The sequence below is a fragment of the Streptomyces sp. NPDC058221 genome, from assembly GCF_042882365.1.
In the GTDB taxonomy this organism is placed as follows: domain Bacteria; phylum Actinomycetota; class Actinomycetes; order Streptomycetales; family Streptomycetaceae; genus Streptomyces.
The window spans coordinates 70731-91570 of the sequence record NZ_JBHVWF010000014.1; the positions used below are offsets into that span (position 1 = coordinate 70731).

Here is a 20840-nt window from a genome sequence, read left to right on the forward strand (position 1 = left end):
CGTACACCCCTTCGACGTACCTGAGTTGGGTGAGAGACGAGGAACGGCGAAGGCCCCGCACCGGGCCCGGGAAACGCCGGTGCGAGGTGAGGAGGACGTCCCCGGATGCGGTGAAAGCGCAGGCCGCACGCAGTGGGCACCGGCGTACACGGTCGTCGGAGCCAGAGCTCCGCGCGCCTGTCGATCAAGGGTTCAGGGTCCGTCGATCCGGTAGCTGTCGCCGTAGACCCGCCACTTCAGGGGTGTCTCCAGGCCGAGCTTCCCCGCACGCAGGAACACCCGCTGCGCCGTGTCGACCCGGCTGGTGTCGGTGTGCGAGGGCTCCTGGCGGATCGCCGCGACCCGGGCGTCCAGGAACGCGTTCAGGTACGCGACTTCGTCGCCGCCCTGCGAGGGGGCGCGGGCCTTGGCGAGTGCGTGGCGGCGCATCGTACGGAAACCGACCGAGCCCTCGGTGTCGCCCGACCCGTGCATCACGTACGCGTCGTAGTAGATGAACTGGCCCAGCGCGCCGAGCCCGTCCGATCGGGCCTGTTCGACGGCGGGCTCGAAGTACGACGTGTCCCGTTCGGCGTCCTGTGCCGAACGGAAGGCGGGGTCACCGGCCGCGTCCGCCCACGCCTCGGTGAACGGGCGGCCGAGGCCGGTGTGCGCGTCGGTGCCCTCCACGGCCCGCAGCGCCGGCCGGAACCGCTCCAGCGGATTGCCGGGCCGCGCCTTCGCGTACCGCTCGACGACGCGCAGCATGTCGCCGGTGCCGGAGCAGAAGCCGATGATGCCCGCGGTGTAGCCGCGGCCGTCGCCGATGTCCTCGATGTAGGTGTACTGGGACTTCCAGTCCAGCGAGGAGTTCTCCGCGCTGGAGACCAGCTGCATGGCGATGTCCTTCTTCGCCGGGTCCTCGAGGCCGGTCGCCGGGGCCCCCTTGCCGTACGCGGCGTCGGGTGCGCCGCCCGAACATCCGCAGAGCACGGCCAGGGCCACGACGAGGGTGGCGGCCGCGGTGATCAGGGAACGCGTGCTGAGTTTCACCGCTCAAGACTGCCAGGCCGGGGGGTGATCTCCGGCCGTTCTCGGTAGCGTCGGGTGCATGGATGATCAGTCGGTCGTGGATGTCGGTGACGTGCGTCTGGCGTACCGGACCTGGGGCGATCCGTTCGGCTCGCCCGTCGTGCTGCTGCACGGTCTCGCCGCTTCCGCCGCGAGCTGGGAGGCGGCCGGGAGCCTGCTCGGCGAGCAGTGGCGCGTCTACGCCCTCGATCTGCGCGGTCACGGGGAGAGCGACTGGCCCGAGGAGTACGACTTCGAGCTGATGCTCGACGACGTCCTCGGCTTCCTCGACGCCTGCGAGCTCGACCGTGTCGGTCTGGTCGGCCACGACATGGGCGGCGTCGTCGCGCTTCTGTTCGCCCAGGAGCACGCGGACCGGGTGGAGCGGCTGGTGCTGGTGGAGACCCCGCCACCGTTCCCGGGTGCCGCCGGCCCCGCCGTCCGGCCCGACGGGCCGGTCGACTACGACGAGGCCGTGCTCGCCGCCGTACGCACCCAGCTGTCCGACCCCGACCCGGCGTGGAGGGAGGGACTCGGGGAGATCGTCGCCCCGACGCTCGTGCTCGCCGGCGGCCCGGAGAGCACGATGCCGCAGGCGCGGCTCCAGGACCTGGCCTCGCTGATCCCGGACTGCCGGCTGATCACCCTCGGCGGCGGCCACCGGGTGCACGAGGTCCATGCGGACCAGGTGGCCCACCAGATCACGGAGTTCTTCACCAGCTGACCGGCCGGCACCCGCGGACCCCGCGTGTCAGTCGCCCGGCCGCCAGTCGGGGCGCCGGCCGCTCCGGGCGACCGCCCGGTCCAGCAGCGGCGCGTCGTCCGGCACCGGGACCGGCGGGCCGAACGGGGCGCCGGCCGGAGGGGTGTCGCCCAGATCGGCGAGCAGCGCCAGTGTGGAGCGCAGATGCGGCTCCTCCGCGCCGAACGGCTGCCCGGTCGCCCTCGCCAGGTCCCAGCCGTGCAGCACCAGCTCGTTGAGCCCGACCATGCCCGCGATCTCGCCGGGCAGGTCCACACTCCCGGCCCGGGTCATGCCCTGCCAGGCCGCGGGGGAGCGCCAGGCGGCGACCATCCCGTCGAGTGCCCCGGGCAGTGTGCTGCGCCAGCCGTCGGCGAGCACCATGTCGGCCACCTCGGGTGCTGTGTCCGTCGTCGGCCCCAGCTCCTTGCGCGCGGCGTCACGGAAGGCGACGGCGAGCCCGCCGATATGGGCGAGCAGGGCGCCCACGGTGACACCGGGGCAGGGCGTCGGCCCGGACAGCCGTGTGTCGTCGACGGCGTCGAGCAGCGCGGCGATCTGCCGGGCCGCGGGCGCGAGATCCTGCGGGGGAGCGGTCTTCGTGTCGTTGTCCATGCAGTGCAGACTCCCCGCATGCCCCGGACTCATCGCTTGGCGGCGCGCCAGGTGGTCCGGTCCGTCACTCAGCCGGCCCGGACGGCGCCACGGCGGCGAACTCTCGCGGTGCACACCGGCACATTGCGGAACGGTCCGATCCGTCCTCTTGTCGGCGACCCCCACCCCGTGCGATACAGGTCTGGACCATTGCTGCCGGACGGAAGGCAAGACCGTGCAACGCCCCCACGCACCTGCCGCGTTGGCCTGCTCAGCCGCCCTGCTCCTCGCCACGCTCACCGCCTGCGGCGCGGAGGCGGAGGCCGCCGACACCCGCAGTCCCACGGTGCCGGGAGGGGTGACGGTGCAGGCCGGCAGCGCCACGTCCGCGCACGTCATGTGGAAGGCGGCCACGGACGACAAGGCCGTCACCGCGTACGAGATCTACCGCGAGGGGAAGAAGGCCAAGACCGTTCCGGCGAGCCGGGTGATGAGCGACGTCGACGGGCTGACCGCGTCGACCGCGTACGCCTTCACCGTCCGCGCCCGCGACGCCGCCGGGAATCTCTCCGCGCCGAGCGCCGCCGTCTCCGTCACCACGCCCGCCCCCACCCCGGCCGACCACGAGGCCCCCACCCGGCCGGTGAAGCTGCGCGGTAAGGCCGACGGCAGCCGGGCGGCGAGGCTGTCCTGGGGCGGCTCCACGGACGACATCGGCGTCACCGCGTACGACATCTACCAGGAGGGCTCGCGCATCCACAGCGTGCCCGGCACGCAGACCACGGCGCATCTGACCGGGCTGCGGCCCGGCAGCGTCTACACCTTCACCGTCCGCGCCCGCGACGCGGCCGACACCTCGTCGAAGGACAGCAACGCCTTCGACCTCACGACCGCGTCCGCCCCGGGCGCACCGGCGAGCACGGCCCCCACCGACCTGCGGGTCACGAGCAGCGCCCAGGGCAAGGAGTACGCCGTCGACCTGAACTGGAAGCAGCCCGGGACCGGTGGCGATATCCCCGCCTACCAGCTCTATCTGGACGGTCGGCTGACCACCACGATCGTCTGGGGAGGCAAGCCGCCCGCGGGACGGGCGAGCTACCGGCTCACCGTCAGCGACCCACGGGGCACCCGCTACTCGTTGAAGATCCGCGCCAGACTGCCGGACGGGAAGTGGGGTGACTTCTCGGCGGCGCGCACCGTCGTGCTCGGCGGCTGACCGGTCCTCAGGCATGCGGGGGAACGTCCCCTGTGGTCCCTTTGATCCCAGAACCTCACTGACGGCCTCCACGAGGAACAGGGGATGGGCGATGGATCTGGGCTCCCGCGTCGACACGCTGATGGACGGGCTCACCGCGGACCTGGAGCGGCTGACGGCCATCCCGTCCGTCTCGTTCCCCGGCTTTCCCACCGAGCCCGTGCAGCAGGCCCACGACCTCCTCGTGGACCTGCTGCGGGGCGCGGGAGTCGAGCACATCGACCGGCTCGACCTGCCCGGCGCCGCACCGGTCATCGTCGCCGAGGTCCCGCCGCCGACGCCGGACGCCCCGACCGTGCTGCTCTACGGCCACTACGACGTGCAGCCGCCGGGCGACGAGAGCCTGTGGCTCTCCCCGCCCTTCGAACCCACCCCCGTGGAGGGCGGTCTGCGCGCCCGGGGCATCGCCGACGACAAGTCGAACCTGATCGTGCACCTCGGCGTGCTGAGGGCGTACGAGGGAAAGCCGCCGGTCGGCCTCAAGATCGTCCTGGAGGGCCAGGAGGAGTACGGCAGCGCCTTCGACGACTACCCGCCCACCGACCCCGCCCGCTTCGCCTGCGATGCGATGGTCATCGCCGACATGGGGAACCTCCGCCCCGGCAGCCCCACCCTCACCACGGGGCTGCGCGGCGTCTCGGAGCTGTTGGTCGAGGTGCGGACCCTGGACGAGTCGCGGCACAGCGGTGAGTTCGGCGGCGCCGCCCCCGATGCCCTGCTCGCGCTGATCAAGGCGCTGGCGACCCTGCACGACGTGCACGGGGACGTGGCCGTCGAGGGCCTGCGGCGCGAGGAATGGAGCGGTACGACGTACACGGAGGAGGAGTTCCGGAGCCTCGCGGGCGTCCGCGAGGGGATGCCGCTGACCGGCTCCGGCAGCCTGGGCGAACGGCTGTGGAGCGGCCCCGCCATCACCGTCATCGGCATCGACGCCCCGACCGTCGACCAGGCCGCCTCCGCCGTCGTCCCGTACGCCAGGGCCAAACTCAACCTGCGCTTCCACCCGGAGCAGGACCCGAGGGAGGCGCAGGGGCTGATCGTCACCCACTTGGAGTCACTGCGGCCGTTCGGAATTCCGCTCACCGTCACTCCCGGCGACACCGGCCCCGGATTCGAGCCCGCCACCGGCGGCCCCGCCTACCGGGCCGCATGGACGGCCCTGCGCGAGGGCTGGGGCGCGGAACCCGCGTTCGTCGCGAGCGGCGGTTCGATCCCGCTGGTCAACGGCCTGGCCGCGGCCGTTCCCGGCGCCGAGATCCTGCTCTTCGGCGCCCAGGACAGCATGTGCAACCTGCACGCCCCCAACGAGCGGGTCCTCTTCTCCGAACTCCGCTCGGCCGTCGTCGCCGAGGCCGCCTTCCTGCGCGAGTACGCGCTCGCCCACCGCGGCGGGAGCGCCGCGTGAGCACGGTGGACACCGGGACCGAGCCGGACCGGAAGCCGCCCGGCAGAAAGAAGTTCGTCTTCCCCAGCGCCCTCACCGTGCTGGTCGTCGTCACGCTCGCCGTCTGGGCGCTCGCCTTCCTGATCCCGTCCGGCGCGTACGACCGAACCAAGGACGGAGCGCCCATCCAGGGCACGTATCACCGCGTCCCCTCCGGCCAGAGCATCGTCGACCGGCTGCACGACCTCTTCCTCTCCCCGGTCAACGGCCTGTACGGGGTGCAGGACACCAAAACCGGTCAGGTCGGCCCGGACATGGCCGGCGAACTGTACGGCAGCGCGGGCGTGTTCCTCTTCGTCATCGCGATCGGCGCCTTCATCACCGTCGTCTTCGCCACCGGCGCCCTCGACCTCGGCATCGGCCGCCTGGCCCACCGGCTGCGTGACCGGGGCGCGCTCCTCATCGCCGGTGTGATGCTGGTCTTCTCGCTGCTCGGCACCGTCGAGGGCTTCGCCGAGGAGACTCTGGGCTTCTACGGGCTGATCGTCCCGCTGATGCTCGCCCTCGGCTACGACCGCATGGTCGCCACCGGCACGATCATCCTGGGCGCGGGCGTCGGTGTGCTCTGCTCCACGGTCAACCCGTTCGCCACCGGGGTCGCCTCCGCCGCCGCCGACATCTCGCTCGGCGACGGGATCGTGCTGCGCGGCGTGATGTGGGTCGTCCTGACGGCGGTGACGATCGCCTACGTCATCCGGTACGCCAAGCGCGTCCGCAAGGACCCCGGCCGCTCGCTCTCCGGCTTCCTGCCCGGCGACCGAGAGCACGCGGCGGCCGACGCGGGCGAACCACCCGAACTCACCGGTCTGCACCGCGTCGTCCTGGTCCTGGTCGGCCTGACCTTCGCCTTCATGATCTTCTCGGTGGTCCCGTGGTCCAGCGCCCTGACGGGCGACGCCGACGCCACCCCGTACGGCTTCGAACTGGGCTGGTCCTTCCCGCAGCTGGCCGCGCTCTTCCTGGTCGCGGCCGTTCTGGTCGGCATCGTGGCCCGGTTCGGCGAGCAGAAGCTCAGCGCCACGATCGTCCAGGGCGCCGCCGACTTCATCTCGCCCGCGCTGGTCATCGTGCTGGCCCGCGGAGTCACGGTCATCATGAACAACTCCCGGATCACCGACACCGTCCTGCACTCGATCGAGGGACTGGTCTCGGGTACCTCCTCCGCGGTGTTCGCCGTCGTCGTGTTCGTCGTCAACCTCCCGCTGGCCTTCCTGATCCCGTCCACCTCCGGCCACGCGACCCTGGCCATGCCGATCCTGGCCCCGCTCGCCGACTTCGCCGGTGTCTCGCGCGCGGTCGTCGTCACGGCCTGGCAGGCCGCCAGCGGCTGGATGAACCTGTGGGTGCCCACGACGGCGGTCACGATCGGCGGGGTGGCGCTGGCCAAGGTGGGATACGACAAGTACCTGCGTTTCGTCTGGCCGCTGCTCGCCGTCCTGGCGGTGCTGATCTGCGGGTTCGTCGCGCTGGGAGCGGTCTGGACGTGAGCGGGGGCGGTGCCTGTACGGCGCTTGTGCTCCGTCCCTCGCGACTCCAATTCGTTGCCCCTTCAAGGGGATAACGTCTCAAAGCGAGACTTTCCACCCATAGCGGTACGCTGGCCGCGGTGCCCATGAGGGATCACCTGCCTGGCAGTCGGGCCCCGGGACGAGAGCCCGGTCCCATGCCACTCGACGCGCGGGAGGAACCATGACCAGCCCCGAGCAGGACCCGAACCAGCAAGAAGGCCCCGCGGACGGTGGTGCCGCGGGTACGCCGGGTGTGCACGACGGTGGTGCGGACGGTGGGGCTGAGGGTCCCGCGGACGGCGGCGCGGCCGGCACGCCGGGTGTGCACGACGGCGGTGCGGACGGTGGGGCGGAAGGCCCCGCGGACGGCGGTGCCGCGGGCACGCCGGGTGTGCACGACGGCGGTGCGGACGGCGGTGCGGAGGGTCCCGCGGACGGCGGCGCGGCCGGTACGCCCGGTGTCCACGACGGCGGTGCCGACGGCGCGGCGGACGAGTCCGGCACCGGTTCTTGAGCGACTCCCGGACCGACGGCCTCCAGGCCCCCGGCGCCGCGACAGCGGGCGCCGGGCTCCTGGAAACACGCCTGACCGGCCTGCGCCGGGAGGAATTCGCCCGTGACATCTGGGCACGTACGGCGCTGCTCACACGTCGCGCAGGCGACTTCTCCGACCTCTTCTCCGCCGACGCCGTGGACGAACTCCTCTCGCGTCGCGGACTGCGCACGCCCTTCCTCCGCGTCGCCAAGAACGGCTCCACGCTGCCCGGTTCGTCGTTCACCTCGTCCGCGGGCGTGGGCGCGACCATCGCCGACCAGCTCGACGACACCGCTCTGTGGCGCGAGTTCGCCGACGGAGCCACTCTCGTCCTGCAAGCCCTGCAGCGCACGTGGAGTCCGGTCGCCGACTTCAGTGCCGGGCTGAGCGCGGAGCTGGGGCATCCGGTACAGGCCAACGCCTACGTCACCCCGCCCCAGAACCGCGGCTTCGACGACCACTACGACGTCCACGACGTCTTCGTCCTCCAGATCGAGGGCACCAAGCGCTGGATCGTCCACCGGCCGGTACACACCGACCCGTTGCGCGACCAGCCCTGGACCGATCACCGCTCCGCCGTCGCCGAGGCCGCGCAGGGCGAGCCGCACATCGACACCGTGCTCGGACCGGGCGACGTCCTCTACCTGCCGCGAGGATGGCTGCACGCCGCCGAGGCGCAGGGCGAGGTCTCCATCCATCTGACGCTCGGAATCCACACCTGGACGCGCTACGAGCTGGCGGAGCAGCTCACCCGGGCCGCACTCGCGGTGCTGCGCGACGACCCCCGCATGCGCGCCTCCCTCCCTCTGGGTGTGGACGAGCCGGCCGGTGAGGCGGACATGGTCCGCGAACGCCTTGCCGAGGCCGTCGCGGAGGCCGATGCCGCCCCGCTGTTCCACCGCGCGCGGCGGGGACAGGCGCGACCCGCGCCGCTGGGACCGCTGGCCCAGCTCGCGGCCGTCGAGGGCCTCGGTCCCGAGACGCCGGTACGGCTCCGGGGGGCATTGGAAGCACGGCTGGCGGGCGGGAGCCTGACCACACGCGTGGGCCGGCTCGACCTCCCGGACAAGGACCTTGCCTCCCTGACCCGGCTGCTCGACGGCGAGGTCCGCACGGCCGGCGAACTCGGCGTCGCATTCGTCCGGAGACTGCTGCACGCGGGCGTACTCGTGCCCGCCGCACCGTGACGCCGCCGGAGCGCTTCCTGTGCGCCGATGCCGCCCGGGCCCGTGGTGACTCGCTCACCGGCACGGCGCCGTACGGCGTTGTCTGGGTCCTCATCGAATACCGGGGCGGATGGCCGGCCAACGGCTTCGAAGGCCTCGGTCTGCAGCCCGGAGTCAAAGAGCTCCTGTTCACCTCCGCCCAGGCGGTGCGGGCGAGGATGCTCCTGATCAGGCGGTACGGACGCCCCAGGGACGAGGGCCCGAACCGCTGGGCCGTACTGCGTCACGAGAGCTCCGGCGCCTACCGCCAGCAATGGGGCACCTGGAGCCGTGACGAGGACCTGGCCGAGATCGCCGCAGCGCTCGGCGGCCCCGGAGAGCTCGGCCTTCCTCCGGTCGTCCTCGTCTGCACCCACGGCCGGCACGACACCTGCTGCGCGGTGCGCGGACGACCCGTGGGACGCGCCCTGAGCGAGCGCTGGCCGGAGCTGGTGTGGGAATGCACGCACGTCGGCGGCGACCGCTTCGCCGCCAACGTCGTCGTGGCCCCCGACGGCGTCTACTACGGAGGTCTCGACGCCAAATCGTCCGTCGCCGTGGTCGAACAGCACCTGGCGGGCCGGATCCACGCGGAGTACCTGCGTGGGTACACGGATCTCCCGCCGCCCCATCAGGTGGCCGTCGCAGCCGTACTCGCACGTTTCGGCCCGGCCGGTCGGCACGACTACGTGGTCGCCGGGACATTCCGCGTCGGTACCTACTGGCGGATCCGTGTCGTCGGCCGCCTGCCCGGTCCGACGCCTTTCGAGGCCGACGTCGAGGTGCGGTCCCACCGCACACCACCGCATCAGCTGACCTGCAACGGGCCGGCGATGAGCCCGGCCGTCGTCCACGAGGTCACTTCGATCAGCTTCGGCTGAAGCCCGACGCGCCCTGCGCCCGCCCGGCCTCGGTCCGCCGACCGCCCGGGCGCTGCCCCTGAGGTCGCATATGCGCCAATGCGCACTCCACACCGCGCACGGAGCTGGCTAGGGTGATCGTTCCTGGTGGACCGGAACGAGGGGGCGGGCCGGATGGCGGCGAGCAGTGGGCGGCGGCGCAGGGCGGACATCGTGCGCTACTGGCGGTCGGTGGAGATGTTCAGCCCGCAGAAGGTGGAGAAGGCCTCGCCGCCGAAAGGCGTGTACCCCGTGGAAGCCGGGAGCCCTCTGCCGTGGGAAGAGGGGCATCCCGCACGGCAGCGCGCCCCGGGCCGGAACATGGTCAGGCAGCACACCGTCTACTGCGGGGTGTACCCGGTCGCGTCCGTCCGCGATGTCCTGCTCGACGTCTTCGGGAGCAGCGAGGAGGACCACGACGGTCGGGTGGACGGCGACAGCGCCCTGCTGGCCTTCGAGGTCACGGACGAGGGGCTGCTGGTCCAGGACTCCCTCACCTTCTCCGCGTGCGCCTGGGCGACAGGGCGCAGCCGTAAGCCCGGCCCCGGGGCCCGAGGCTGGCTCGACGGCTTCGAGATGGAAGCCGACGCGTGCGAGGGTGTGGTGCTGGGCGTCGGGGACGGCAGGCTGACGATCGCGGACACGGCGGCGGGGCGGCGGCAGAGGCCCTTCGCAGGGCTGCTGTGCGAGATCACGGCCGGTGCGGTCGGTGGCGCTCTGAACGCCGCACTCGGGCCGGTGCTCGGCGACCTGGCGGTCGGTGCTGTCAACGGCGCCGTCGATGCCGTGGCCAACCGCAGCGCCAGAGGTTCTGCCGGCAGCCAGGACGACGGTTCGTCGGACGACAGCCCGCTGGACGAGGGCGCAGCCGATGCGGATGACGGCGACGAGGTTCCGCCCCGACTCGGCGAGAAGCCCCTGACCGTACGGGACTTGTCGGCCGTCACCCGCTGGGTCGCAGAGCAGTTCGGCGTCACCGAGGATCTACGGCCGGAGACGATTCGGGTCCAGTGCAAGTCGGTGTCCCGGCGGAAGGCGGGCCGGTCGGGTGGCTCGGACTTCTTGAACAGCTTCATCGCGGCGGACCTCGCCCTGGTCGCGGGCAGCCTCGGCAAGGACGAGCCGGGGCCTGCCCTGCGGGACTATCTGACCGCCTCGACCGCGCTGCGCGGCCGTGCGCGTGTAGACCTCAAGCACGAACTCGGAGCCGTACTCGACGGCGTTCAGCCGGCCCATTTCCCGCTCGGGAGATGGCCCGCGAAGACGGAGCACCCGCTGGTGCTGAGCCAGCAGTTCGCTGTGAACCGGATCGTGGAGCAGCTCGCCGACACCGACGGCCTGTACGCGGTGAACGGTCCGCCCGGTACGGGTAAGACCACACAGCTGCGGGACCTCATCGCCTCCGTTCTGGTCATGAGGGCGGAGCGCCTGGCCGAACTCCGGCGCCCCGAAGACGCGTTCACCGGCCGGCCGCACCGCTGGAGCACCGGCACCTACCAGCGGTCCGTCGCGTCGCTCGGACCGGAGCTGACGGGATTCGAGATGGTGATCGCGTCGGCCAACAACGGTGCCGTCGAGAACGTCTCCAAGGAGATCCCGGCACTCGAATCCGTTGCGGCGGAGTGGCAGGAGGCGGCGTCCTTCTTCCCGGAACAGGGGTGCCTTCTCCTGGACGGCGCACCGTCGTGGGGAACACTCGCCGCAAAGCTCGGCAACAAGGGGAACCGTTCGGACTTCCGCAACAAGTACTGGTTCGGCCCGCCGCGCGAGGAGCGCGCCGAGCGTGGCGAGGGTATGCGGGACGTCCTGAAGGCGGCTGCGTCGCGCGGCGGCGGCCTGACGTCGTGGCGGGAGTCCGTCGCTCGCTTCCGTGACGCGCGACAGACGGTGCAGGCCATGCGGGACGAGCGTCAACGAGCGTATGAGGCACTCCTCGGCTTCAGCGGTTCGCATGCCACCGTCACCACCGCCCAGGAGACGGTTCACAGCGCCGAGCAGGACCTGGATGCTCTTGGGCAGCCGGCCGCGGAGGCCCGTGCGGCTCGCGGCAGGGCACACAGCGACCTCGGGGGAGCGGCCGGCCGCAGGGCGGGGCACCGTCGGCAACGTCCAGGGCTGATCCAGGGCATCTTTACCCTCGGTGCGGCGCAGCGCGACTGGCAGGCGGAGGACCAACTGCTGGCCCGGGCGGAGCAGACGGCTCGGGCCGCGTACGAGGCGCACACCCAGGAGGCGGCCGCGTACGACCGGGCGGAAGCGGCCCACAGAGGTGTCCTGGCCGAGGCTGTCCGGTCGCTCCGAGCGGCGGAAGGGCGCCACATGCAACTCCTGGCAACCATGCGGGCAGCCGTTGAGCGCTGGGGCACCAGTGTTCCGGGCCATGAGGAGCGCGGCGAGCGAACGGAGGAGGATGCCAGGGAGCTCTCCTCGCCCTGGTCGGATCCGGAGTTCACCCGGGCTCGCACCCGCCTCTTTCTCGCCGCGATGGATCTGCACCGTGCGTTCATCGAGGGCGCGGCCGACCGGATGCGCAAGAACCTCGACGCCGCGATGGACGTCCTGTGCGGCGACGCTCCCAAGACTCTGAAGCCGGAAGTGGTACTGGCGGCCTGGCAGAGCCTCTTCCTCGCGCTGCCCGTCGTCTCCACCACGTTCGCCTCACTGGACCGGATGTTCACCGGGCTTGGACCCCGGTCGCTGGGCTGGATGCTGATCGACGAGGCCGGCCAGGCGACCGCCCAGATGCCGGTGGGCGCCCTGTGGCGGGCGCGCAGAGGTGTCATCGTGGGCGATCCGCTGCAGCTGGAGCCGGTGGTCACACTGCCGCACACCGGTCAGCAGGCACTCCGCCGCACCTTCGGCGTGGTCGAGGAGTGGGAACCGTCCCGCACCTCGGCGCAGCGCGTCGCGGACCGGTTGAACACCTACGGCACATGGCTGCCCGCGCCCGACGGCTCGGAGGACGACCGGGTGTGGGTGGGTTCGCCTCTGCGCGTGCACCGACGCTGCGACGACCCGATGTTCACGATCAGCAACGAGATCGCCTACGACGGGCTCATGGTGCACGGGGTGCACCGGGACGACGACTACGCGGTAGCCCGGCGCGGCGTGTGGTGGCCGGTGACGGGCGGGCGCGCATCGCAGGGCAAGTGGTCGCCGGAGGAGGGAGATTGCGCCAACGTCATCGTGCACCGGCTGGTCGACCAGGGCCTGGACCCGGAGCGGGAGCTCTTCGTCATCAGCCCGTTCCGGGACGTCGTGGCCGGACTCCGCCGCAGCCTGTGCCGGGTTGTCCCCCGCGACAGGGTGGGCACTGTGCATACGACCCAGGGGAAGGAAGCCGATGTAGTGCTGCTGGTCCTCGGCGCGGGCGGAGAGAAAGCAGGACCGCGCGTCTGGGCGGCCTCCGCCCCGAACCTGCTGAACGTCGCGGTGAGTCGCGCGCGTCGGCGGCTGTTCGTCGTGGGCGACCACGACGCATGGCGCGGACACCAGCACTTCGACGTACTCGCACGTCAGTTGCCATGCATCTCGGAAGCCGAGCAGACGGCGATGCGGGATCTCGCTCCGCCCGTACTTGCCGAAGGATGCCGCTGCCGATAGTCGAGGGTGCGGACCGCCCGGGGGCCGCGCGTCGCAGCACCAGGAGCAGACCGGGCCGGCTCGATGGCCCGGAGTTGATCGTGCCGCACTCCCAAGACGAAGCCCGGGGTGCGGAGCGATGGCCGGCGAGTGGCCTCCTTTGACTGAATCGTGCTCCGGCCGGAACTCACTTGGGTGGGAGGCGATGCCGGTAGTGGCCAAGGACGTAGTGGGCGGGGATGAGCGTGAGCCAGAACCACATGGCTCCTTGAGTGTTGACGAAGGCCAAGGGAACGGAGAGACCAAAGACCAGAACGCTGGAAGCAAGCTGGGCCGTGAACCGGCGGCGGGCCACAGCGGCCGATGATGCGGGCGAGGGATGGACTTGGTGTTGCGTGAGCATCGAGAGGGTCGCGTGCACCGCATGGATCGCGGCCATGAGACCCGCGTAGAGGGCGACGGCTTCGGGCTGAGAGGCGTACTCGGCGAGGAGTCCAGTGGGAAAGGGCAGCAGCGCGACGAGTCCCAGACCGAGAAGGATCAGGCGGGTGACCACGGCCGTCTCGGTGGGCAGTGCGGTGAGGATGCGGCGGTGGTCACGCCAGAATCCGGCGATGAGTGTGAAGCTGAGTGCGAAGGCGGCGAGGTTGGGCAGCGCGTCGCTCAAAGCCTTGTGGAATGCCGCATCGTCCAGATGCGCGGGGATCGCCACATTGATGACGAGCAGTGTCATCGCGATGGCGTACATGGCGTCGGACAGAGCGATCAGGCGTGCCACGCTCGGGGCGTTCTTGTGCGTGCGCGTCTCTTCCGCCGGCTCCGTCATGTCGACGACTTTAGGGTGTTCTGCCCCGGTTGTGACGTATCGGCCGGGGCTTGAGCGACTCAGGGATGCCGCGAACGACGCGGCTCGCGCAGGCGGCTCCGGCAAAGAGGCCTGCCGACCTTGTGCGTGCGCGGGCCGTCCTGGACGAGCCGGTCAGGTTTGTCGTCCTGACGCCTTCCTGACGCTTTTCCCGCCTCGGGCTCTTCGCGGCACGCCTTCGCCCCCGGTGCCGTTCGAAACCGGGGGCGAAGGCGTGCGCGCGAGGTGTCAGCGCAGCTGCTCGTAAGCCGGCAGCGTCAGGAAGTCCGCGTAGTCCTGGTCCAGGGAGACCTGGAGCAGCAGGTCGTGGGCCTGCTGCCACTTGCCGGCGGCGAAGGCCTCGTCGCCGGTCTCGGCACGGATCGCGGCGAGTTCCTCGGCCGCGACCTTGCGGGCCAGCTCGGCCGTGGCGTGCTCGCCGTTCTCGAAGACCACGTCCGCGTTGATCCACTGCCAGATCTGCGAGCGCGAGATCTCGGCGGTGGCCGCGTCCTCCATCAGGTTGAAGATGGCGACCGCGCCCATGCCGCGCAGCCACGCCTCGATGTAGCGGATGCCGACCGCGACGGCGTTGCGCAGACCGTCGTAGGTGGGCTTGGCGTGCAGGGTGTCGATGGCGATCAGGTCCCCGGGGGCCACCGAGACGTCCTCGCGCAGGCGTTCCTTCTGGTTCGGCTTCTCGCCGAGGACCGCGTCGAAGGAGGCCATGGCGATCGGGACCAGGTCGGGGTGGGCGACCCAGGAGCCGTCGAAGCCGTCGTTCGCCTCGCGGTCCTTGTCGGCCTTGACCTTCTCGAACGCGACCTTGTTGACCTCGGCGTCGCGGCGCGACGGGATGAAGGCCGCCATCCCGCCGATCGCGTGGGCACCGCGCTTGTGGCAGGTGCGGACGAGGAGTTCGGTGTAGGCCCGCATGAACGGGGCGGTCATCGTCACCGCGTTGCGGTCCGGCAGGACGAACTTGGCGCCGCCGTCACGGAAGTTCTTGACGATGGAGAAGAGGTAGTCCCAACGGCCCGCGTTCAGCCCGGAGGCGTGGTCGCGGAGTTCGTAGAGGATCTCCTCCATCTCGTACGCGGCGGTGATCGTCTCGATCAGGACCGTGGCGCGGACGGTCCCCTGCGGGATACCGACGTAGTCCTGGGCGAAGACGAAGATGTCGTTCCAGAGGCGGGCCTCCAGGTGCGACTCCGTCTTCGGCAGGTAGAAGTACGGGCCCTTGCCGAGGTCGATGAGGCGCTGGGCGTTGTGGAAGAAGTAGAGGCCGAAGTCGACCAGCGCGCCGGGCACCGGGGCGCCGTCGAGCTGGAGGTGCCGCTCGTCCAGGTGCCAGCCGCGGGGACGGGTGACGACGGTCGCGAGCTCGTCGGCGGGCTTCAGGGCGTACGACTTGCCGGACTTCGGATCCGTGAAGTCGATCGCGCGGTTGTAGGCGTCGATCAGGTTGAGCTGGCCGAGGACGACGTTCTCCCACGTGGGGGCGGACGCGTCCTCGAAGTCGGCGAGCCAGACCTTGGCGCCCGAGTTCAGGGCGTTGATGGTCATCTTGCGGTCGGTGGGACCGGTGATCTCCACCCGGCGGTCGTTCAGGGCCGCGGGGGCCGGAGCGACCTTCCAGGAGTCGTCCGCACGGACCGCCGCGGTCTCCGGCAGGAAGTCCAGCGTGGAGGTGCGGGCGATCTCGGCACGGCGCTCGCCGCGGCGGGCGAGCAGCTCGTCACGGCGCGGGGTGAACCGGCGGTGCAGCTCGGCCACGAACGCGAGAGCCGCGGGGGTGAGGACCTCGTCCTGCCGGGGCAGGGGCTCGGCATCGACGATGGCCAGCGAGGACGGCGCTGGTGCGGACATGAGCTGTCACTCCTTCAGCGGGCGGTGCGGGCGGCGTCTCACGGCCGCCGGGTCGCCTGAAACGGCACGGCGTGCCATGGCTCCGGGATGCGGCCGTGGTCGCCGTCTGAGGTGCAGAGGGCTTCTGACCAGTGGATAGTAGTTTCCTCATGGTGGAAGTTCAATGGTTTGTTGATATCGAGATTCTCCGGGTCGACAGAAGTGCCGCCGTGCTGGCGCAGAGTGCCAGTGTGTTCACTCCAGGTGGGACAGGTCCTCCGCCGTGTCGATGTCGTACGCCTGAGCCACATCGGAACACTCGACGAGCGTGATCGCATCGCGATGAGCCCGCAGATAGGCACGCGCACCCTGGTCGCCCACCGCACCCGCCGCGATATCCGCCCACAGGCCGGCCCCGAACAGCACCGGATGGCCGCGTTCCCCCGCGTACGAGGCCGAGGCGAGACTCGTCCGGGAGCGGTACGCCGACCGCACCCGCGCCACCGCCTCCGCGCCGATCCCGGGCTGGTCGACCAGCAGGACCAGGGCGGCGTCCGCGCCCGTACCGGCGAGGGCGGCGAGGCCCGTCCGCAGCGAGGAACCCATGCCATCGGTCCACTCCGGGTTGACGCTCACCGTGCAGCCGGCCAGCTCGGCCCTGGCCCGCACCTCGTCGGCCGCCGCGCCGAGCACCACATGGACCGGGCCGCAGCCGCCGTCCCGCAGGATGCCGGCCGCATGGTCGACGAGAAGACGGCCGCGATGTTCGAGCAGCGCCTTGGGGCGGCCGCCCAGCCGGCGGCCGCCGCCCGCCGCGAGGAGCAGTCCGGCGACGACCGGAGTGGCGGACGGGGGAGGGGAAAGCGGTGTGCTGTTCATGCGGACTGGATACCTCAGACGGGCCGTTCCCGCACGGCCGGGCCCTCCCGCAACCGCTTGTGACCGCCCGGGACACACCGAGTTCCGGCCGCGGAGTGGCGCCCGGCACCTGTCATGGCGTTAACTTGCCCGCACCCCCGGACACTTGACCACGGTTCGGGACACGGTCGGAACACTGGCACGAAGGCGTGCGAGGGGGAGTGCTTTGTTGAAAAGCGTGGGGCAGGCGCGGGTGACCAGCAGCAACGAGGACCCGCGGGTGACGGAGCTGCGTACGGCGGTCTCGCGGCTCCGGCGGGAGCTGGCCGGACACCCCGCGGAGTTCCCGGACCGCGGGATCGCCGAGGACGAGCTGGCGGCGCTGGACGCGATGGCGGCCGGCGGTGCGCCCGAGATTCCCCGGCTCCGCCGGTCGCTGCTGCTGATCGCGGGGGCGGTCGGCTCGGTCAGCGCCCTGGCATCGGCGCTCAGGGACGTACGCGTCGCCGTGGACCTCTTCGGCGAGCCGCCGCGCCGCTGAGCCGGATCGAGTGGATTCCGGCTTCCGGCACGCGTACCGGGGGAGGGCGGCGGTTCAGCGGCGGATGAGCCTGCGGGCCGTCGCCGCCGCGACCGCCGATGTACGCGAGTCGACGCCCAGCTTGGCGTAGATGTGCACCAGATGGGACTTGACCGTCGCCTGGCTCAGGAACAGCTTCTTGCTGATCTGCAGGTTCGAAAGCCCCTCGCCGACCAGCTGCAGCACCTCCAGCTCGCGCTTGGTCAGCGCCTCCGCGGGGGTGCGCATCCGGTCCATCAGCCGGTGTGCGACGGCCGGGGCGAGGGCCGACCGGCCGGCCGCCGCCGTACGGACCGCGGCCGCCAGCTCCTCGGGCGGGGCGTCCTTCAGCAGATAGCCGGCGGCGCCCGCCTCGACCGCGGCCAGGATGTCGGCGTCCGTGTCGTACGTGGTCAGGATCAGCACCCTGGGTGCGTCCGGCACCGCGGTGATCGCCGCGGTGGCCTGGGAACCGTGCAGGCCCGCCCCGAACTGCAGATCCATCAGGACGACGTCGAACCCACCGGTCGCGGCCAGGGCGACGGCCTGCTCGGCGGTGGCGGCCTCGGCGGTGACATGGAAGTCGGGCTCGGTGTCCAGGACGGCGCGCAGCCCGGCACGGACCACGGGGTGGTCGTCGGCGAGCAGCAGCCTGATCGGAGCGGTCATGCGGAGTCCTGTCCGTTCGGGGCGGCGACGGGAAGCGGCAGTGTGAGGGCGACGGCGGTGCCCTGGCCGGGCGCCGACTCGACACTCAGCGTGCCGCCCAGGGACCGGGCCCGGGAGCGCATGGCCGGCAGACCGAAGCCACCCGTACCGGTGCCGCTGCCCGAGGCGGCGTCCGGGGCGGCCGGCCGGCCGCCGGCTGCGAATCCGTGGCCGTCGTCGACCACGTCCAGCGACACCGAGGTGTCCATGAAGCTCAGCGTGATCTCGGCCCGCCGCGCCTCGGCGTGCTGCACGGTGTTGGCCAGCGCGGACTGCGCGGTACGCAACAGCGCCACCTCGTACGGGGTGGGCAGCTCCACCGGGGTGCCGCTGACGGCGAACTGCACCGTGAGCGCGGAGTCCGTGGTGCGTGTCGAGAGGCGCTCCAGGGCGCCGGCCAGCGAGCCGTTCTCCAGATCGGGCGGGGTCAGCGCGCGGACGAAGCGGCGGGCCTCGGCGAGATTGTCCTGTGCCGCCTCGCGGGCCTGGCGGACATGCGGGGCGGCGGGTGCGTCCGGCGCCAGGGTGCGCTCGGCGGCGCGCAGCAGCAGCTGAATGCTGGAGAGACCCTGCGCGAGCGTGTCGTGGATCTCCCGGGCCAGCCGTTCGCGTTCGGCGAGCGTCCCTGCGGTGCGTTCGGCCGCGGCCAGCTCCGCCCGCGTCGAGACGAGCTCCTCGATGAGTTCGCGGCGCCGCTCGCTCTCCCGGAACAGCGCGTCGTACCCGAGCACCGTGGCGACGGCGACCGCCGCGCCGAGCAGCGGGCCGATGAACGTGCCGGGCGTGACCGCCTGCCCGTGCAGCAGGAAACTGGTGATGGCGGCGGCCGCGGTGACCCCGACCGCGGGCAGGCTCCAGCGCATCGGCAGCAGATGCAGCTGAAGGAAGTAGAGCGGGAAGGCCACCCACAGACCGTCCGGCGAGAGGACCAGCAGCACCAGCCAGAGCGCGCCCAGCACGGCGAGCCAGCAGGCCCCCGCCCGGGTCCGCGGCTGCACGACGGGAGCGAGCGCGCCCGCCGCGTACACCGCGGCCAGCACGCAGCAGACCGCGACGACGGCGGTGGCGTGCTGCGCCCCGCCGCTCACGGCCTTGACGGCGGCCAGCGCCAGCAGACCCAGCAGCAGGGCGTGCAGGCACAGCCGCAGCGCGGCGGCGACCGGGGGATGGACGGGTGATTCCATGATGCGTCCAGCGTAGGCGCGAGGCGCCCGGCGCCGGTCAATCGAAAGGTTGATGTCGGGCCCAGCCGGCGGCCGATGTTTCCCCGGCCGCGCCGGCCGACGCTGGAGTCATGTTCGTTGCATGGAGAGATCTTCGGTTCGCCAAGGGCCGGTTCGCCCTCATGGGCACGGTCGTGGTGCTGATCACGCTGCTCGTGGGTCTGCTGTCCGGTCTCACGGCCGGTCTGGCCAAGGAGAACACCTCGGCCGTCACGGGGCTGAGCGCCGACCACCTGGCGTTCGCCGCCCCGCCCGACGGCCAGTCGGTGTCCTTCACCAATTCCACCGTCAAGGAGAGCGCCTGGCGCAGCTGGGCCGGGCAGCCCGGCGTCGAGAAGGCGCAGCCGCTCGGCATCCGTACGCTCAACGCCGCCGCCGCGGCGGGGGAGCGGACGGCGGCCGTCTCCGCGTTCGGCGTCGAGCCGGACGGCGGACTGGCACCATCCGGAGCCCCGGTGGGACCGGGAAAGGTCGTGCTCTCCGGGCAGGCCGCCGACGACCTCTCCGCCCGGGCCGGTGACCGGCTGCGGCTCGGCGGCCACGAAGTCACCGTCGCGGCGGTCGCCGGCGACGCCTCGTACAGCCACACGCCGGTCGTGTGGACCGCGCTGGACGACTGGCAGCGGTTCGGGGCCGACGGCACCGGCTCCGACCGTGCCACCGTGGTCGCCCTGACCACCTCCGACGGCGCCGACCTCGCGGCGGGCGACCGGGCCGCGGGCACCAGCACGCTCAGTCTGGACGGCTCCCTCACCGCCATCGGCTCCTACCAGGCGGAGAACGGCTCGCTCCAGCTGATGCGCGGCTTCCTCTTCGCCATCTCCGCCCTGGTCATCGGCGCCTTCTTCACCGTCTGGACGATCCAGCGCAGCGGCGATGTCGCCGTGCTCAAGGCACTGGGTGCCTCCACGCGGTATCTGCTCCGGGACGCACTGGGCCAGGCCGTGGTGATGCTCGCCATCGGTACGGGGATCGGCACCGCGCTCGCCTCCGGTATCGGCGCCCTGGTCAGCGGCGGGGCCGTGCCCTTCGTCCTGGAGGCGTCGACCGTCCTCGTCCCGGCCGCCGTCATGATCGTCCTCGGCGCCGTCGGGGCGGCCCTGTCCATCCGGCGGATCACCGCCGTCGACCCGCTCACCGCACTCGGGAGTGCCCGATGACCCTCATGCTCACCGATGTCACGCTCACCTACCCCGACGGCGACGGGCGGCTCACCGCCCTGGACCGGGTCGGCCTGGAGGTGCCCGCCGGCAACCTCACCGCCGTCGTCGGCCCCTCAGGCTCGGGCAAGTCGAGCCTGCTGGCCGTGGCCGCCACCCTGGTCACCCCGGACGAGGGCGCCGTCGTCGTCGCCGGGACCGACACCGTGCGGCTCAGCCGCGCGGACAAGGCCGAGCTGCGCCGCGAGCGGATCGGCATCGTCTTCCAGCAGCCCAACCTGCTGCCGTCCCTGACCGCAGCCGAGCAGCTCCAGGTCATGGCCCATCTGTCCGGTGGCAGTACCCGGGCCGCCCGGAGCCGGGCGCTGGAACTGCTCGACGCGGTCGGTCTCGCGGACAAGGCCGACCGCAGGCCGCACCAGCTCTCCGGCGGCCAGCGCCAGCGGATCAACATCGCGCGGGCCCTGATGAACGATCCGGCGGTCCTGCTCGTCGACGAACCGACCAGCGCACTGGACCACGAACGAGGTGCGGCGGTGCTGGATCTGCTCGTCACGCTGACCCGGCAGCGGTCCACGGCGACCGTCATGGTCACCCATGACCCGACCCATCTGGACCGGATGGACGTGACGGTCACGATGCAGGACGGCCGGCTGACGGCCCCGGCACTGGCCTGAAGCGCTTGACCGATGCGCGGGGCCGGGGCGTGCGGGCGAAGGGGGGGGCCGGGGCCCCCAGGGGCCGGCGCCCCCCGACGGGGTGCCGGGGGGGGGGGGGGGGCGCCCCCGGCCGGCCCCGGCAGGCCCCCCCCCGCGCGGGCGGCCAT

At 71.9% G+C, this 20840-nt stretch carries 18 protein-coding genes; 11 read left to right on the top strand and 7 right to left on the bottom strand.

Translation table 11 applies throughout. The features are described from left to right. Window positions 1-192: 192 nt before the first annotated feature. Window positions 193-1032, bottom strand: coding sequence for a chitosanase (locus ACFVW8_RS07440; RefSeq protein WP_389687035.1), 840 nt, complete (start codon window positions 1030-1032; stop codon window positions 193-195). A 58-nt stretch (window positions 1033-1090) separates the two neighbouring features. On the opposite strand from ACFVW8_RS07440, the gene ACFVW8_RS07445 reads away from it, so the two are divergent. Next, window positions 1091-1774, top strand: coding sequence for an alpha/beta fold hydrolase (locus tag ACFVW8_RS07445; protein ID WP_389687037.1), 684 nt, complete (start codon window positions 1091-1093; stop codon window positions 1772-1774). 27 nt (window positions 1775-1801) lie between these two features. On the opposite strand, the gene ACFVW8_RS07450 is transcribed toward ACFVW8_RS07445, so the two are convergent. Next, window positions 1802-2407: a TIGR03086 family metal-binding protein gene (locus ACFVW8_RS07450; protein ID WP_389687039.1), complete on the bottom strand. Its 606-nt coding sequence runs from the start codon at window positions 2405-2407 to the stop codon at window positions 1802-1804. Between the two features lie 214 nt (window positions 2408-2621). On the opposite strand from ACFVW8_RS07450, the gene ACFVW8_RS07455 reads away from it, so the two are divergent. The 7 genes from ACFVW8_RS07455 to ACFVW8_RS07485 all read left to right on the top strand — a co-directional run bounded on the left by ACFVW8_RS07455 (window position 2622) and on the right by ACFVW8_RS07485 (window position 12835). Continuing rightward, window positions 2622-3602 carry a fibronectin type III domain-containing protein gene (locus ACFVW8_RS07455; protein ID WP_389687041.1) on the top strand — a complete coding sequence of 327 codons (981 nt, stop codon included), beginning with the start codon at window positions 2622-2624 and terminating at the stop codon, window positions 3600-3602. A 91-nt stretch (window positions 3603-3693) separates the two neighbouring features. Further along, window positions 3694-5046 carry a M20/M25/M40 family metallo-hydrolase gene (locus ACFVW8_RS07460; RefSeq protein ID WP_389687043.1) on the top strand — a complete coding sequence of 451 codons (1353 nt, stop codon included), beginning with the start codon at window positions 3694-3696 and terminating at the stop codon, window positions 5044-5046. Then, window positions 5043-6572: a YfcC family protein gene (locus tag ACFVW8_RS07465; RefSeq protein WP_389687045.1), complete on the top strand. Its 1530-nt coding sequence runs from the start codon at window positions 5043-5045 to the stop codon at window positions 6570-6572. The genes ACFVW8_RS07460 and ACFVW8_RS07465 overlap by 4 nt, the downstream gene beginning before the upstream one ends. A 202-nt stretch (window positions 6573-6774) precedes the next feature. Further along, entirely contained in the window at window positions 6775-7107 is a 333-nt protein-coding gene (locus ACFVW8_RS07470) for a BatC protein (protein ID WP_389687047.1), read from the top strand. Beyond that, window positions 7104-8315, top strand: coding sequence for a cupin domain-containing protein (locus ACFVW8_RS07475; RefSeq protein ID WP_389687049.1), 1212 nt, complete (start codon window positions 7104-7106; stop codon window positions 8313-8315). Before ACFVW8_RS07470 ends, ACFVW8_RS07475 begins: the two co-directional genes overlap by 4 nt. Beyond that, window positions 8312-9214 carry a sucrase ferredoxin gene (locus ACFVW8_RS07480; RefSeq protein WP_389687051.1) on the top strand — a complete coding sequence of 301 codons (903 nt, stop codon included), beginning with the start codon at window positions 8312-8314 and terminating at the stop codon, window positions 9212-9214. Before ACFVW8_RS07475 ends, ACFVW8_RS07480 begins: the two co-directional genes overlap by 4 nt. A 126-nt stretch (window positions 9215-9340) precedes the next feature. After that, window positions 9341-12835, top strand: a complete 3495-nt coding sequence (locus ACFVW8_RS07485) for a DEAD/DEAH box helicase (protein ID WP_389687053.1) — start codon at window positions 9341-9343, stop codon at window positions 12833-12835. Window positions 12836-13001: 166 nt separating this feature from the next. Here ACFVW8_RS07485 and ACFVW8_RS07490 read toward each other — a convergent pair whose 3' ends face one another. From ACFVW8_RS07490 to ACFVW8_RS07500, 3 genes are all read right to left on the bottom strand, one after another. Beyond that, window positions 13002-13640, bottom strand: a complete 639-nt coding sequence (locus ACFVW8_RS07490; RefSeq protein WP_389687055.1) for a TMEM175 family protein — start codon at window positions 13638-13640, stop codon at window positions 13002-13004. Window positions 13641-13907: 267 nt separating this feature from the next. Continuing rightward, on the bottom strand, window positions 13908-15527 hold the full coding sequence (gene aceB, locus ACFVW8_RS07495; RefSeq protein ID WP_389687057.1) for a malate synthase A: 1620 nt from the start codon (window positions 15525-15527) through the stop codon (window positions 13908-13910). 234 nt (window positions 15528-15761) lie between these two features. Then, window positions 15762-16385: an NTP transferase domain-containing protein gene (locus tag ACFVW8_RS07500; RefSeq protein ID WP_389687059.1), complete on the bottom strand. Its 624-nt coding sequence runs from the start codon at window positions 16383-16385 to the stop codon at window positions 15762-15764. A 205-nt stretch (window positions 16386-16590) separates the two neighbouring features. Between ACFVW8_RS07500 and ACFVW8_RS07505 the strand changes: the two genes are divergently transcribed. Beyond that, window positions 16591-16905 (top strand): DUF5955 family protein, encoded by a 315-nt coding sequence (locus tag ACFVW8_RS07505; protein WP_389687061.1) that lies wholly within the window; start codon window positions 16591-16593, stop codon window positions 16903-16905. 54 nt (window positions 16906-16959) lie between these two features. Here the strand turns inward: ACFVW8_RS07505 and ACFVW8_RS07510 are convergent, their stop codons facing one another. Together ACFVW8_RS07510 and ACFVW8_RS07515 are read right to left on the bottom strand one after the other, a co-directional pair. Continuing rightward, on the bottom strand, window positions 16960-17592 hold the full coding sequence (locus ACFVW8_RS07510; protein WP_389687063.1) for a response regulator: 633 nt from the start codon (window positions 17590-17592) through the stop codon (window positions 16960-16962). Next, window positions 17589-18815 carry a sensor histidine kinase gene (locus tag ACFVW8_RS07515; protein ID WP_389687066.1) on the bottom strand — a complete coding sequence of 409 codons (1227 nt, stop codon included), beginning with the start codon at window positions 18813-18815 and terminating at the stop codon, window positions 17589-17591. Before ACFVW8_RS07515 ends, ACFVW8_RS07510 begins: the two co-directional genes overlap by 4 nt. A 110-nt stretch (window positions 18816-18925) precedes the next feature. On the opposite strand from ACFVW8_RS07515, the gene ACFVW8_RS07520 reads away from it, so the two are divergent. Both ACFVW8_RS07520 and ACFVW8_RS07525 read left to right on the top strand, forming a co-directional pair. Next, window positions 18926-20014: an ABC transporter permease gene (locus tag ACFVW8_RS07520; RefSeq protein WP_389687068.1), complete on the top strand. Its 1089-nt coding sequence runs from the start codon at window positions 18926-18928 to the stop codon at window positions 20012-20014. Then, window positions 20011-20691: an ABC transporter ATP-binding protein gene (locus ACFVW8_RS07525; protein ID WP_389687070.1), complete on the top strand. Its 681-nt coding sequence runs from the start codon at window positions 20011-20013 to the stop codon at window positions 20689-20691. The genes ACFVW8_RS07520 and ACFVW8_RS07525 overlap by 4 nt, the downstream gene beginning before the upstream one ends. Window positions 20692-20840: the final 149 nt, after the last annotated feature.

What these genes read in the sequence shown, in the direction of transcription:
- ACFVW8_RS07515 (WP_389687066.1), bottom strand. Translation starts at nt 18,815, where the DNA reads ATGGAATCACCCGTCCATCCCCCGGTCGCCGCCGCGCTGCGGCTGTGC.
- ACFVW8_RS07520 (WP_389687068.1), top strand. Translation starts at nt 18,926, where the DNA reads ATGTTCGTTGCATGGAGAGATCTTCGGTTCGCCAAGGGCCGGTTCGCC.
- aceB (WP_389687057.1), bottom strand. Translation starts at nt 15,527, where the DNA reads ATGTCCGCACCAGCGCCGTCCTCGCTGGCCATCGTCGATGCCGAGCCC.
- ACFVW8_RS07490 (WP_389687055.1), bottom strand. Translation starts at nt 13,640, where the DNA reads ATGACGGAGCCGGCGGAAGAGACGCGCACGCACAAGAACGCCCCGAGC.
- ACFVW8_RS07445 (WP_389687037.1), top strand. Translation starts at nt 1,091, where the DNA reads ATGGATGATCAGTCGGTCGTGGATGTCGGTGACGTGCGTCTGGCGTAC.
- ACFVW8_RS07450 (WP_389687039.1), bottom strand. Translation starts at nt 2,407, where the DNA reads ATGGACAACGACACGAAGACCGCTCCCCCGCAGGATCTCGCGCCCGCG.
- ACFVW8_RS07510 (WP_389687063.1), bottom strand. Translation starts at nt 17,592, where the DNA reads ATGACCGCTCCGATCAGGCTGCTGCTCGCCGACGACCACCCCGTGGTC.
- ACFVW8_RS07525 (WP_389687070.1), top strand. Translation starts at nt 20,011, where the DNA reads ATGACCCTCATGCTCACCGATGTCACGCTCACCTACCCCGACGGCGAC.
- ACFVW8_RS07460 (WP_389687043.1), top strand. Translation starts at nt 3,694, where the DNA reads ATGGATCTGGGCTCCCGCGTCGACACGCTGATGGACGGGCTCACCGCG.
- ACFVW8_RS07500 (WP_389687059.1), bottom strand. Translation starts at nt 16,385, where the DNA reads ATGAACAGCACACCGCTTTCCCCTCCCCCGTCCGCCACTCCGGTCGTC.
- ACFVW8_RS07470 (WP_389687047.1), top strand. Translation starts at nt 6,775, where the DNA reads ATGACCAGCCCCGAGCAGGACCCGAACCAGCAAGAAGGCCCCGCGGAC.